We start from the raw sequence: 12,849 nt of genomic DNA on the forward strand, positions 1-12,849 counted from the left end.
GGTGTTTCCACAGGCCGGAGCCGCGTCGCCGGGTGCGTGGCTTCGTCCCGGGTCTTCTGGCGCCCCTGCTCTGCAAGAAAGCTGGTGGGTGGTTGCGGAGCATGCCGGTGACGCCGGCCCGGACGGGATGCAGTGCCTGTTGATGCCGGTGCGGTGGGAGGACGCCGCTGTGCGTGCCGATGTTCGCGAGTTCGTGAGCGAGGCGTCTCGGTGAGGCCGAGGCGGTGTTGATCATCGACGAGACCGCTGATCTGAAGAAGGGCCAGCATGCTGCCGGTGTACCGGCGGCGGTACAGCGGTGCTGCCGGGAGGGTGGAGAACTGTCAGGCCGCGATACATCTGGTCTACGCCACCCGGACGGCTCACGCGATGCTCGACACCGCCCTGTACCTGCCGGCATCCCGGTGCGACAACCCCGAATGCCGGACAAGGGCCGGTATCCCCGAGCAGGTTCGCTTCGCCACCACACCGCACCTGGCCGCCCGGGGTGATCGCCGACGCGGTCGACGCCGGACCGCCCTGCCGGCGGGCGGAGGGCCGGCGACGAGGCCTACGGCAACGACCCACACCCAGCCCGCCGGAAGGGCTGGGCTACGTCCTCGCCGTGGCCCGATCCCACCAGGTCACCACCAGCCTGGGCGTCTTCCGGGTCGACGTGTTGGCCGCCGCTGTTCCCGCCACCGCCTGGCATCGCATGTCCGCAGGGCGGGACGTGAAAGGTCACCGCTGGTACGACTGGTCCTACACCGCTCTACCCGCCCACCACGACGAACACGCAGGACACCGCCGGCTGCTCATCCGCCGCCACCGCCGCACCGGCGAACTCGCCTTCTACCGCCTCAGCACCGGCGGCGGTGATGCAAGACTCGGCGTCGTCGGCCGCCCTGGTCGCCGTCCTGGCGGCGCTGCACCGGGTCAGCGGCGGGCGGTGGCGCGGCCAGGGCATCGAGCGGCCGTACCGAGGGTCTGCACCTCCGCCCAGGGCCACTCGTCGATCGAGAAGGCGGCCGGATCGCCGGGCTCGGCGCCGCCGGGGTCCAGACCGTCAAGGTTCACGCACGATCTCCACCGTGGTGGTCAGGACGGTCCTGGCCCAGTCGACCGGCCGGCCGGCAAACCCCTGATCGGCACGGACGTGCCGGATCGGCGTGGACGCGTACGTGGCCAGCAGGGCACCCCTCGCACCGTCGCGGTCCTGCCAGCAGGCGGCGACCACCCAGACGACGACCAGCAGGCCGAGGGTGTCGGTGACGATGAACCGCTTCCGCCCGTTGATCTTCTTACCCGCGTCGTAGCCGCGGCTGGTGGTGGGCACGGTGTCGGCGGCCCGCACACCCTGTGAGTCGATGATCCCCGCGGTGGGCTCCGACACTGTCACCTTGACGTTCGACCGGCGGTCCCGGGTGCTGGTCTGCCCCCGGTTGCTCGCCGACGGCAAGATCAACCAAGGGCCGCTGGCCCGGATCAACGCCGACGGCCGGGGCCTGACCCACACCCGGGGCCGGCACCATAGCGGCTCGCGGTCGCCGTACACCCGGAAGGAGGACGTGGTCGGAGGCCTGGCGACTGGTCGCGGAGCCATCCAACCGTCCTGGCCGTCGGGAAGCCGGCAGCCGTTCGGGCGGTAGCTCGGTGGGCTGTTCCCCAGATCCGCCCCGACGGCCCTGGGGCGTCCCGGCTGTTTCGTGTCAGGCTGGGAATCAATCCCCACATTCCGGGAAGTCGACGGCCCGTGCCGGGTTTCCTGCCCTCGATCCCGTGGCCGCTCGGCCCGAGCGTCGCGGTCTTCGCTGTCGCCGGGGTGGTCACGATCATCGGCAGCATCCGGCTCGTCGCGCTCGGCGACGCCCTGGCCGATCGGACCGGATGGGGCGAAGCCGTCTTCGGGGTGGTCTTCTTCGGGGTGGCCACCGGCCTGTCCGGGATCGTGATGACCGTGGTGACCGCCTCCACCGGCCACCCGAACCTCGGCTACAGCAACGCGGTCGGCGGGATCGCCGCCCAGACCACCGCCGTCGCGGTCGCCGACATGTTCTACCGCTCGGTCAACCTCGAGCACGCCGCCGCGTCGCCGTCGAACCTGCTCTTCGGCTGCCTGCTGATCGCGTTGCTCGCCCTGACCCTGCTCGGCACCTTCACTCCGGACGTCACGGTGGGCGGCGTCCACCCGGTGTCGATCGTGATCGTCGCCTGCTATCTCGGCGGGCTCCGGTTGATCCGTACCGCCGGGACCCGGCCGATGTGGAATCCGGTCGGAACCAGCGAGACCCGGCCGGACGTCCCGCAGGAGCACGGCTCACTCGACAGGCACGGCACTCCCGTGCTGTGGGGGCGGTTCGTGCTGGTCGGAGTCCTCGTCGCGACCAGCGGCTGGGCCGTCTCGCTCGCCGCCGAGAGTGTCGTGGAAACCACCGGCCTCTCGGCCGGCTTCATCGGTGGCGTCCTGCTCGGCGTGGTCAACGGGCTGCCGGAGACCGTCACCGCGATCGCCGCCGTCCGACAGGGTGCGGTGACCCTCGCCGTCGCCGCCGTGCTCGGCGGCAACATCCTCGACGTGATCACCGTCGTCGTTGGGGACATCGCCTACCGCCAGGGGTCGATCTACCACGCGGCCGGCACCGAGGACCTGCTGATCACCACGACCGGGCTCTTCATGACCACCACGCTCCTCGGTGGCCTGCTCGTCCGCCAGTCCTGCGGCTGGGGGCGGGTCGGCTTCGAGGGCATCGTCCTACTGGCCAGCTACCTCGGGATGACGGCCCTGCTCGCGGCCTGATCCGGTCCGGTCGGGCCACTGCGGGCTCGACCGGTTCGGGACCGGTGGCCGACCGGGGCCCGCGGTCGCCGGCTGATTCCGGCGACCGCGGGACGGGCCGAGCCCGCGGTACGGCGGCACGGCCTGGCGTCCACCCCCTCGTCCACGTCGTCGAGGCGGCGGATTCGGCGCTCCCGTCGGGGCGTCAGACCCGATGCTGTCCGGCGCAGGCGCGCCGTCGGCCGCGGTGGCGTGATCCCGGAGCGCTCAGCGCGCGGAGGCGCGCAGGGCGGCGATGAGCCACTCCCAGGCCGGGACCGCGGACGGGAACGGCGGCCGGCCGTTGAGCACCCCGATCAGCTGCCAGTACCGCTCCACCCGCCGGTCGGTGAAGGTCTCCATCTGGTCGGCGAGCCGGGTCCGCTCCTCCGCCGGCATCGCCGGGTCGATTATCCGGTCCAGCACCGCCCGCCCCTGCGCCGAGTCGGGGGCGACGCCGTCCCGCAGGGCGGCGCCGGCCTGTTCGGTCACCTGCGCGGGGTCGTAGGGCGGCGGTGACTCGGCGGCTCCGGCCGCGCCGGCGGCACCGGCCAGCGCCATCTGCCGGACCCGCTGCTGGAAGTCGGTGTCGCTGACGAGTTCGGCGAGTTCGAGCCAGGCGTCCACCTGCTCGGTCGTCGGCTCGGCCGGCAGGTCGGCCGGTAGCTGTCGCATCGCCTGCGCGATCCCCGCCCCGGGCGCCCCCGGATCGATTCCCGCGAAGGTACGGTCGACAAACTCGTCGATGATCCGCTGTCGCTCCCGGGCGGAGAGTCGGGCCAGGTCGTTCATGATTTTCAGCTCCTCGGTCGTGCTGTTCCGCTCGGCGATCGACCGCAGCACGGCCCGACGGATCTGGAGCGTGCGGATCTCGGCGTCGAGGGCGCGGACGTGCGCCCGCGCCACGTCGGCCACCGTCTCCTGCCGGGAGAGGATCCGCCGTACGGTGTCGAGGTCCAGCCCGAGGTCCCGCAGCGTCCGGACCAGGTCGAGCCGGGCCACCGCGGCGGCGTCGTACAGCCGGTATCCGCCCGCCGACCGGGCGGTCGGCGTGATGACGTCGACGTCCGACCAGAACCGAATGGTCCGGACGGACAGGCCGGTACGTCGGGCGAGCTCACCGATGGTGAACAGCTCGGTGCGGTCGTTCACGGAACGAGCATCAGCCTTCCAGCCGCTGGAGACTCAAGCCCGATTCTGTGCCGTGCTCGACGTCCTCGTGTGGCGGTTGTCCGGAACGCCCGGCAGCGGGCCGTCGACGGTGCCGGTCAGCTCCACGCGCGGGGGTCGGCGGCCAGGTCACGAACGCGGTCCGGCAACTTGTCGGTGGCGACGTCGGCGAGGGTGACCAGTTCGAGGATCTCCCGCTCGCTGGCCCGCAGCGCGATCCAGACCTCCTGGAGCGACCGGGCGGCGCCCTGGTAGCCGAGGTCCTCCGGGCGCTGACCGCGGATGTTGGCCAACGGTCCGTCGATCACCCGGATCACCTCCGCCAGGGAGATCTCCGATGCCGGGCGGGCCAGCCAGTATCCGCCCTCCGGGCCGCGCTGGGCGTGCACGATGCCGCCACGGCGTAGCTGGAGCAGGATGCTCTCCAGGAACTTCGGCGGGATGTCCTGGGCCCGGGCGATCTGGTCGGCCGTGATCGGGGTCGGACGGCGGGTCGGCGCCGCGACTCGACCGGACTGCCCGCCCTCGGCGGTACGCCCCGGACCGCCGCCGCGGGTTCGCGTCTCCGCTCCGACGCCCGCCTCGGGGACCGGCTCACCCGCCTCGGCGTGGGCGGCGAGTTCGGCGGCGGCGCGGAGTGCGTAGTCAACCCGGGCGGAGAGTCGCATGCCCGACAGGTTAGCCGGGGCGGATCGCCGGTCCGGCCGCAGGTTCCGATCAGGCCGCGATGCGGTGACGCCGACGAGTCCTCCTTCGACGCCGCTGTCCGCGAGGTGCGGGAAGGGCTCGGCCTGGCGGTGACCCCGGGTCGGCTGCTGGTCGTGGACTGGGTGCCGCCGCGCGCCGGTCGCACCGAGGAGTCATGTTCGTGTCCGGCGGGCGGTCGCCCCTCGTCCGGGCCGGGCCGAGGTGGTTCGAGCCGGAGCGGGTCAGGCGCCGACCCGGCGGAGTAGGCCCTCCTGGACGGCGGTGGCGATGTGCCGGCCGTCGACGGTGAACATTCGGCCGGTGGCGAGCCCTCGGGCACCGGACGCGGACGGGCTCCAGCAGTCGTAGAGGAACCACTCGTCGGCCCGGAACGGGCGGTGGAACCAGAGGGCGTGGTCGAGGCTGGCGCCGACCACCCCGCCCGGTCCCCAGACCTCGCCGTGGACCGAGAGCACCGAGTCCAGCAGCGTCATGTCGGAGGCGAAGGTCAGGGCGCAGGCGTGCAGCAGCGGGTCGTCGGGAAGCTTGCCGTCGATCCGCATCCAGACCCGCTGGTGTGGGTCGGCCGGCCGGTCGCCGGGCCGTACCCAGCCGGGCTCGCCGACGTAGCGGACGTCGATGGGGCGCGGGATGGTGGCCCAGATGCCGAGCCGTTCCGGGTAGCGGGCGAGCCGGTCGGCCATGGTCGGCACCGCCTCCGGCGGTGGTACGTCGACCGGGGCCGGGGCGTGGTGGTCGAGTCCCTCCTCCTGGTGGTGGAACGACGCCGACATGAAGAAGATCGGCTTTCCGTGCTGGTACGCGACGGAGCGCCGGACCGAGAACGATCGACCGTCCCGGATGTTCTCGACCTGGTACTCGATCGGCTCGGTGGGGTCGCCGGGCCGGACGAAGTAGCCGTGCAGGGAGTGCACGAACCGGGCCGGATCGACGGTCCGGCCGGCGGCGACCAGGGCCTGGCCGGCGACCTGGCCGCCGTACACCCGTTGGGGTCCGACCGGCGGACTGGTTCCCTCGAAGGCCATCTCGTCGAGCTGGCGGAGGTCGAGCAGGGCGAGCAGCTGGTCGACCGCCGCCTGCCCGACGACCGGTTCGGGCTCGGCCGAGGTCACTGCAGGGCCTTGGCGGCCGTCGCCGCGTCGACGAGCGAGCCGAGCTGGTGTACCCGCAGGGTGTTGGTGGAGCCGGGGGTACCCACCGGGCTACCGGCGACGATCACCACAAGGTCGCCGGGGTTGGCCCGGTTGAGGCCGAGCAGCGCTTGGTCGACCTGTCGGAACATGTCGTCGGTGTGCTGGACGAAGGGCATGAGGAAGGTCTCCACGCCCCAGGAGAGGGCGAGCAGGTCCCGCACCTCCGGCACCGGGGTGAAGGCGAGCAGCGGCAGGTCGCAGTGCAGCCGGGAGAGCCGCCGGACGGTGTCGCCGGTCTGGGAGAACGCGACCAGGGCCTTGGCGCCGATCGCCTTGGCGATCTGGGAGGCGGCCACGGTGAGCGCCCCGCCGTGCGTACGCGGGTCGTGCTGGAGCCGGGGGACGGAGATCGAGCCGGATTCGGTCGTGGTGATGATCCGGGCCATGGTGCTGACGGTCAGGATCGGGTACTTGCCGATGCTGGTTTCGCCGGAGAGCATCACGGCGTCGGCGCCGTCGAGGACGGCGTTGGCGACGTCCGAGGCCTCGGCGCGGGTCGGCCGTGAGTTCTCGATCATCGAGTCGAGCATCTGGGTGGCGACGATGACCGGCTTGGCGTTTTCCCGGCAGAGCTGTACGGCGCGCTTCTGCACCAGGGGCACCTGGTCGAGTGGCAGCTCGACGCCGAGGTCGCCGCGGGCGACCATGATGCCGTCGAAGGCCTGGACGATCGCCTCCAGGTGGGCTACCGCCTCGGGCTTCTCCACCTTGGCCATCACCGGCCGGTGGATGCCGACCTCCTGCATGACGGCGTGGGCCAGCTTGATGTCCTCGGGTGAGCGGACGAACGACATGGCGACCATGTCGACGCCGAGGCGGAGCGCGAAGCGGAGGTCCTCGGTGTCCTTCTCCGACAGCGCTGGGACGCTGACCGCGACGTTCGGCAGCGAGACGCCCTTGTTGTTCGACACCGGGCCGCCCTCGGTGACGAGGACGCGGATGTCGCTCCCCACCACCTCGACGACCTCGACGGCGACCCGGCCGTCGTCGATGAGCAGCCGGTCTCCGGGCTTGACCTCGAAGGGCAGCTTCTCGTAGGTGCAGGAGACGCGGTCCCGGGTGCCGAGGATGTCCTCGCCGGTGATGATCACCGAGTCTCCGGTGCGCCACTCGTGGGGGCCGTCGGCGAAGCGGCCCAGTCGGATCTTGGGGCCCTGTAGGTCGGCGAGGATCGCCACGGCGCGGCCGGTGGCCCGGGCGGCCTCCCGGACCAGGTGGTAGACCCGCTCGTGGTCGGCCTGGCTCCCGTGGCTGAAGTTGAGCCTGGCGACGTCCATGCCCGCCTCGACCAGCCCGCGGATGCGCTCCGGCGATGAGGTCGCGGGGCCCAGCGTACAAACGATCTTTGCGCGGCGTGTCACGGCCATCAGGCTAGTCTCTCTCTCGGATCGGCCCGCCGGACCCTTCACATGTGGAACAGTTGCGCAACGTCTCGCGGCTGGGAGGTGACCGGCGGGTGCGTCACACCGGGACGTTGGGCGGCGGGCATCGGCGACCGCGCGGCGCCGAGCCTACTCCCGCCGCGCCCGCCACGTCCGCCCGGCCGACGCTGGTCCGGTTCGTGTGCGGGTCACCCGGCGTCCGGGAGAAGTGTACGCCACGCTCCGCATTTCACCGCTACGTGATCTTGCCGTTATCAGCCCGACACGGTTCGGCCCGACCCTGGGTGCCATCGATGATCAAGACAGGTCTGACCTGCTCGGATGATCAGCGTTGACTCCGTCGGGCGCCCCGGATGTTCCCGGAGCCCGAATCCCCCGAGGAGGACGCCCGTGGCACCCACCCCACCCACCGATGCCGAACTGGACGTGTTGATCCGGGCCCGGCTCGCCGCCCTCGGCATCGATCTGGACCAGCTGCCGCCCGGCACCACCGCCGATCCCGAGACGGGCTCGCCGGGGCGGGACTCCGTGCTCGCCTCGCTGCGCGCCTTTGTCCGAAGCACCGTGGGCACGCTCGCCGCGTACCAGCTCCCGGCTCCGCCCGGTACCGACCCGGAGATCGCGAAGGCGCTCTCCCAGCAGCCCGCGCCGATGCTCTACCCCTCGATCAGCACCGGATGGCGGCGGTCATGACGTTCGCACCCCTGGACCGGACCGTCGACCGCCGGGCGTTCCTGGCCCGGAGCGCCGCCCTGGCCGGCGCCGCCACCGTCGGCGGCGCGCTGGCCCTGCCCGCCGCCGCCCTCGCCGCCCCGGGCGGCGCCGCGGCGCCCGCGCCCGGCGGGCCCAGCCCCGGGCTGGACCGCCCGGAGGCGTACGTCCGGCCCCGCCCCGAGGCGCTCGCCGACCCGACCGAGCTGACCCTCGCCGAGGCGGCCTGGCTGATCCGGGCCGGCAGGCTGCGCCCCGAGGACCTGGTGGAGGCGTACCTGAACCGGATCGACGCGTACGAGTCGACGTACCAGGCGTTCAACATCGTCCTCGCCGACGCCGCCCGCGCGGCGGCCCGGGAGGCGGCCCGGCGCCCCCGTACCGGCCCGTTGCACGGCATCCCGCTGGCGATCAAGGACAACTACTTCACCGCGGGGGTGCCGACCACCGCCAACTCCTACCTCTTCCAGGATTTCGTGCCGCCGTACGACGCGACCGCGGTGCGCCGGCTCAGGGCGGCCGGCGCGATCGTGCTCGGCAAGACCCAGATGGGACCGCTCGCCACCACCCGGGCCACCACCCCGGCCGGGGTGATCACCACGGTGAACGCCTGGGCGCCGACCGATCCGGGCGTCGACCCGGGCGGCTCGTCGACCGGGACCGCGACCGCGGTGGCCGGCCGGCTCGCGACCGCCGGCACCGGCACCCAGACCGGTGGGTCGATCACCGCGCCCGCCAACGCCCAGAACCTGACCGGGCTCAAGCCGACCATGGGTCGGGTGCCGCTGACCGGGATCATCCCGCTCAGCTACACCCGGGATCACCCCGGGCCGCTGGCCCGGGACGCCCGGGACGCGGCGATCATGCTGACCGCGATGGCCGGCGAGGACCCGGCCGACCCGCGCAGCCAGGGTCTGCCGGCGGTGCCCCGGCTGATCGAGGCGGCCACCCCGGTGCGGGCGGGCAGGAGGGTCCGCCTGCGCTGGCCGACCCGCGTCGGGGTGCTTCCCGGGTACGCCGACGGCACCTCGGCCACCGCGCAGGCCCGGCGGGCCTTCCTGGCCACCCTGGCCGCCATCCCCGGCGCCACGCTGGTCGAGGTGCCGTTGCCGGACGAGTGGAACCTGCTCAGCGGCACCGCGTTCAACAACGTCCGCCTGGCGGAGCGGACCGAGCCGTTCCTGCCGTACCTGCGGACCGACCTGCGCGCCTTCGGTGTCTCGGTGACCAGTTGGCTGCAGGGTGCGCTGCTGGGTGGGCCGGAGTTCGTCACCGGGCAGCGGGCCAAGCTGCTGTTCCTGGAGCGGGTGCTGGACCAGATCTTCGACGTCTGCGACGTGGTGGTGCAGACCAGCCCGGTGCCGTTCGACATCCTCGGGCTGCCGGAGATCGGCTTCCCGATCGGCTTCACCGCGGCCGGGGTGCCGATCGGGACGACCCTCGGCGGCCTGCCGTACGGCGAGGATCGACTCCTGTCGGTGGTGGCCGCGTACCAGGCGGTGACCGACTGGCACTGGCGCCGCCCGCCGAACCCGCCGGCCGCGACCGGGCCCCGGGCCGGGCGCGGCACCGTGGCGGCCACGGCGCCGGACGTGACGCGGGGCCGGCTCACCGCGGAGCAGGTCGCCGAGCTGACGCAGTAGCGCCCACCCCGGCGGGTCCCGACCGCCCGTGCGGGCCGGCCGGCGGCGTACCCCCCGAGGCAACGCCTACGCCGCCGGCCGGCGGGCGCTACCGGGCCGGCACGGCCGCGGTCACCTCGACCTCGAGCACGGCGCCGGGGCGGAACAGCCGGCTCACCTCGACGGTCGTGCTCGCCGGCGGTGGCGTGTTCGGGAAGAGCCGGCGCCGAACCTGGCCGTAGGCCGGCAGGTCGTCGAGGTTGGTCATGAAGGTTCGGATGTGTAGGACGTCGGCCAGCCCCGCGCTGTGCGCGGCCAGGATCCCGCCGATCAACTCGAAGATCCGTTCGGCCTGGGCGACCACGTCACCCGGGGCCACCACGGCTCCGTCGTCGTCGACGGCGATCTGCCCGGCGGTCATCAGCAGCGTCCCGCCGCCGACGTCCACCCGCGCCACGTGGGCGTACGGCCCGACCGGCGGCGGTACGGTGCTCGGATTGTCCAAACTCACGCGCATGCATCCTCCGGTTGGTCAGACGAACGTCCTGGCCCGTCCTGTCGGTCACCCGGGCGGACGCGCCACCCAGCGGTCCGGAGGCGAGCGCGGCGCCGGGGTCGCCGCGAGGCGGATGCCGGCCCGCGACCAGCGGCGCGGCGCGCCCAGCGTGGCGGTTCCAGACGGTGACCGCGTGCCCCGCCGCCAGCAGGCCGCGGGTGATCGGCATACCACGTGCCCGGTGCCAGAACGGCGAATGACTGTCACGGGCAGACCGTAGGCGGCGACTACCGATGCGACCAGCGAATGTCACGCATGGCTGCCATGCGTAGCTAGCATCCCGACCATGGAGATCCACTCCCTTGAGGTGTTCCGGACGGTCGCGCGGCACGGATCGATCACCAGCGCCGCCCGAGCCCTCAGCTACACCCAGTCCGCGGTCTCCCGCCAGATCGCGACCCTCGAGGCGGAGCTCGGCGGGCGGCTCTTCGACCGCCTACCGCGCGGGGTCGCGCTCACCGAGGAGGGACGCTGCCTGCTCGACCACGTCGAGGCGGTACTCGACCGACTGGAGACGGCACGGCGGGACCTGGCGGCACTACGCGGTCTGGGCGCCGGGCGGCTGCGGGTCGGCGCGTTCCCGACCGCCGTCGCCGCGCTGGTGCCCCGGGCACTGGCGACCTTCCGGGCCGCCCACCCCGAGATCGCGGTGTCGCTGATCGAGGGGCGAACGCCCGGCCTGCTGGAGCGGCTCGCCGCCGGCGACGCGGACGTGGCGGTGGTGAGCGCGGCGGTGGACCGGCCGATCGACGCCGACCGGTTCGACCTGCACCACCTGCTCGACGAGCGGCTGCTGGTCGCGGTGCCCCGGAACCACCGGCTGGCCCGGCGCCGCACGGTACGTCTGGCCGAGCTGGCCGAGGACGCCTTCATCACAGGATCGGCCACCGACGAGCGGGCGCTGCTGCGGGCCTACCTGCCGCCGAACTTCCAGCCCCGGGTCGACATCATCGCCGCCGACTGGACCGGCAAGCTCGGCTGCGTGGCCGCCGGGCTCGGGGTCGCGCTCGTCCCGGCGCTCGCCGCGCGGGCGGCCCCGGCGGACATCGTGCTGCTACGCCTGCACCGCGACGACGCCTCCACCCGGCGGATATTCGCCGCCACCCTCGCCGGACGCACCCGCCCACCGGCGGTCACCCGGCTGCTCGGCATCCTCGACGAGGTGGCCGCGGCCATCCCCACGTGACAGCGCCGGTCGCAAACGTCCACCACCCGGGCGACATGCCGCCCGGCCCGGCACAGGCCGCCGGCATGACGGCTGCGGCCGCCTCACACCGCGGATGCGGCCCTGCTTCTCACCCCGCGGACGCGGCCCTCAGCGCTCCTCCCCCACGTACAGCCGGGTGACGGTCTCGGCCACGCAGACCGGCTTGCCGCCGGCGTCACTGTCCACGGTGACCGTGGCGAGCATCTGCAGACCGCCGGGAACGTCGCTGACCTCGGTGATCACCGCGGTGGCGCGGACCGCCGCACCGACCCGCAGGGGGGCCGGAAACCGCACCCGGTTCAGCCCGTAGTTGACCACCATCCGTACCCCCTCGACGCGGTACAGCGGTCGCACGAGCGCGGGCAGCAGCGACAGGGTGAGATAACCGTGGGCTATCGTGCCGCCGAACGGACCGCTGGCGGCGCGTTCCGGGTCGACGTGGATCCACTGGTGGTCGTCGGTGGCGTCGGCGAAGCGGTTGACCCGGTCCTGGTCGACCACGCGCCACGGCCCCGGGCCGAGCGACGTGCCGACCGCGGCGGCGAGTTCGGCCGGCGAGGCGAAGACCTTCATGCCACGATGCGTCCCTTCCGGATGCCCGGGCCGCGGGTCAGCGGGCCCCGCCGTTGACGTACAGGGTCTGGCCGCTGACGTACGACGCGTCGTCGCTGGCCAGGAAGGCGATCACCGCCGCTACCTCCTCGGGCTGGCCGACCCGGCGCAGCGGGGTCCGCTCGGCGGCCTGCCGCTGGTGCTCCTCCGGGGTTGCCCCGACCCGCTGCGCGGTGGCCGCGGTCATGGCGGTCGCGATGTAGCCCGGCGCGACCGCGTTGACGGTGATGTTGAACGGGCCGAGCTCGATGGCGAGGGTGGCGGTCAGCCCCTGGACGCCGGCCTTGGCCGCCGCGTAGTTGACCTGGCCCCGGTTGCCCAGCGCCGAGCGGCTGCTCAGGTTGACGATCCGGCCGTACCGGGCCGGCACCATGTGTCGCTGCGCCGCCTGACAGCAGAGGAACATGCTGGTCAGGTTCGTCGTCAGCACGGCCTCCCAGTTCTCCAGCGGCATCTTGAACAGCAGGTCGTCCCGGGTGATGCCGGCGTTGTTGACCAGCACGTCGAGCCGCCCGTACGTCTCGACGACCCGGTCGATCGCGGCCGGCACCGCGACGGCGTCGGTGACGTCGCAGCCGATCCCGATCGCCTGGCTCCCGCCGGCGGTCAGCTCGGCCGCGACCGCCTCGGCCCGCTCCGCGGACAGGTCGAGGACGGCGACGGTCGCACCCTCGGCGGCCAGCCGTCGCGCGGTCGCCGCACCGATGCCCTGAGCGCCTCCGGTGACGACGGCCACCCTGCCGGCGAATCTGTTCACGTCTCTCACCCCAGAGTCCCAGTCCGCGCCTCGACCGGTGGTGTGGACGTCCCGCCGACGGCTCGGCGGGACGCTGCCGGTTCCGCCGATAAACTAGCGGTGCAAGTTTTGTCCCGTCCAGACCCGGGGTGGGGCGG

15 protein-coding genes are annotated in these 12,849 nt (G+C 73.1%); 6 read left to right on the forward strand and 9 right to left on the reverse strand.

The annotated features are described in order from the left end of the window. Window positions 1–267 precede the first annotated feature (267 nt). A complete protein-coding gene (locus EF879_RS15990) occupies window positions 268–858 on the forward strand; it encodes a transposase (RefSeq protein ID WP_233604509.1) in 591 nt (196 codons plus the stop codon). A 57-nt stretch (window positions 859–915) separates the two neighbouring features. On the opposite strand, the gene EF879_RS27675 is transcribed toward EF879_RS15990, so the two are convergent. Both EF879_RS27675 and EF879_RS27680 read right to left on the reverse strand, forming a co-directional pair. Beyond that, window positions 916–1,056 (reverse strand): hypothetical protein, encoded by a 141-nt coding sequence (locus EF879_RS27675; protein WP_199736495.1) that lies wholly within the window; start codon window positions 1,054–1,056, stop codon window positions 916–918. Continuing rightward, entirely contained in the window at window positions 1,046–1,372 is a 327-nt protein-coding gene (locus EF879_RS27680) for a transposase (protein ID WP_199736463.1), read from the reverse strand. Before EF879_RS27680 ends, EF879_RS27675 begins: the two co-directional genes overlap by 11 nt. Before the next feature lie 7 nt (window positions 1,373–1,379). Here EF879_RS27680 and EF879_RS16005 point away from each other — a divergent pair, with 7 nt between their 5' ends. Beyond that, complete coding sequence (locus tag EF879_RS16005) at window positions 1,380–1,628, forward strand: hypothetical protein (protein ID WP_148086458.1); 249 nt, start codon at window positions 1,380–1,382, stop codon at window positions 1,626–1,628. A gap of 104 nt (window positions 1,629–1,732) precedes the next feature. Next, the gene (locus EF879_RS16010; protein WP_123559403.1) at window positions 1,733–2,776 is read left to right on the forward strand and encodes a sodium:calcium antiporter; all 1,044 of its coding nucleotides are present in this window, start codon (window positions 1,733–1,735) and stop codon (window positions 2,774–2,776) included. 246 nt (window positions 2,777–3,022) lie between these two features. On the opposite strand, the gene EF879_RS16015 is transcribed toward EF879_RS16010, so the two are convergent. The 4 genes from EF879_RS16015 to pyk all read right to left on the reverse strand — a co-directional run bounded on the left by EF879_RS16015 (window position 3,023) and on the right by pyk (window position 7,232). Beyond that, the gene (locus EF879_RS16015) at window positions 3,023–3,946 is read right to left on the reverse strand and encodes a MerR family transcriptional regulator (protein WP_123559405.1); all 924 of its coding nucleotides are present in this window, start codon (window positions 3,944–3,946) and stop codon (window positions 3,023–3,025) included. Between the two features lie 116 nt (window positions 3,947–4,062). Then, a complete protein-coding gene (locus tag EF879_RS16020; RefSeq protein WP_123559407.1) occupies window positions 4,063–4,632 on the reverse strand; it encodes an Rrf2 family transcriptional regulator in 570 nt (189 codons plus the stop codon). 261 nt (window positions 4,633–4,893) lie between these two features. Further along, window positions 4,894–5,784: an acyl-CoA thioesterase II gene (locus tag EF879_RS16030; RefSeq protein ID WP_123559409.1), complete on the reverse strand. Its 891-nt coding sequence runs from the start codon at window positions 5,782–5,784 to the stop codon at window positions 4,894–4,896. Next, the gene (gene pyk / locus EF879_RS16035; RefSeq protein ID WP_123559411.1) at window positions 5,781–7,232 is read right to left on the reverse strand and encodes a pyruvate kinase; all 1,452 of its coding nucleotides are present in this window, start codon (window positions 7,230–7,232) and stop codon (window positions 5,781–5,783) included. Before pyk ends, EF879_RS16030 begins: the two co-directional genes overlap by 4 nt. A 405-nt stretch (window positions 7,233–7,637) precedes the next feature. On the opposite strand from pyk, the gene EF879_RS16040 reads away from it, so the two are divergent. Next, a complete protein-coding gene (locus EF879_RS16040) occupies window positions 7,638–7,940 on the forward strand; it encodes a hypothetical protein (RefSeq protein ID WP_123559413.1) in 303 nt (100 codons plus the stop codon). After that, on the forward strand, window positions 7,937–9,601 hold the full coding sequence (locus EF879_RS16045; RefSeq protein WP_233604510.1) for an amidase: 1,665 nt from the start codon (window positions 7,937–7,939) through the stop codon (window positions 9,599–9,601). Before EF879_RS16040 ends, EF879_RS16045 begins: the two co-directional genes overlap by 4 nt. An 88-nt stretch (window positions 9,602–9,689) precedes the next feature. On the opposite strand, the gene EF879_RS16050 is transcribed toward EF879_RS16045, so the two are convergent. Continuing rightward, a complete protein-coding gene (locus EF879_RS16050; protein WP_123559417.1) occupies window positions 9,690–10,097 on the reverse strand; it encodes a RidA family protein in 408 nt (135 codons plus the stop codon). A gap of 325 nt (window positions 10,098–10,422) precedes the next feature. Here EF879_RS16050 and EF879_RS16060 point away from each other — a divergent pair, with 325 nt between their 5' ends. After that, window positions 10,423–11,322, forward strand: a complete 900-nt coding sequence (locus EF879_RS16060; protein WP_123559419.1) for a LysR family transcriptional regulator — start codon at window positions 10,423–10,425, stop codon at window positions 11,320–11,322. 129 nt (window positions 11,323–11,451) lie between these two features. Here the strand turns inward: EF879_RS16060 and EF879_RS16065 are convergent, their stop codons facing one another. Further along, window positions 11,452–11,916 (reverse strand): MaoC family dehydratase, encoded by a 465-nt coding sequence (locus EF879_RS16065; RefSeq protein WP_123559421.1) that lies wholly within the window; start codon window positions 11,914–11,916, stop codon window positions 11,452–11,454. Window positions 11,917–11,953: 37 nt separating this feature from the next. Continuing rightward, entirely contained in the window at window positions 11,954–12,712 is a 759-nt protein-coding gene (gene fabG, locus EF879_RS16070; protein WP_123559423.1) for a 3-oxoacyl-ACP reductase FabG, read from the reverse strand. Window positions 12,713–12,849: the final 137 nt, after the last annotated feature.

Source organism: Micromonospora sp. HM5-17 (genome assembly GCF_003762835.1).
GTDB lineage: Bacteria > Actinomycetota > Actinomycetes > Mycobacteriales > Micromonosporaceae > Plantactinospora.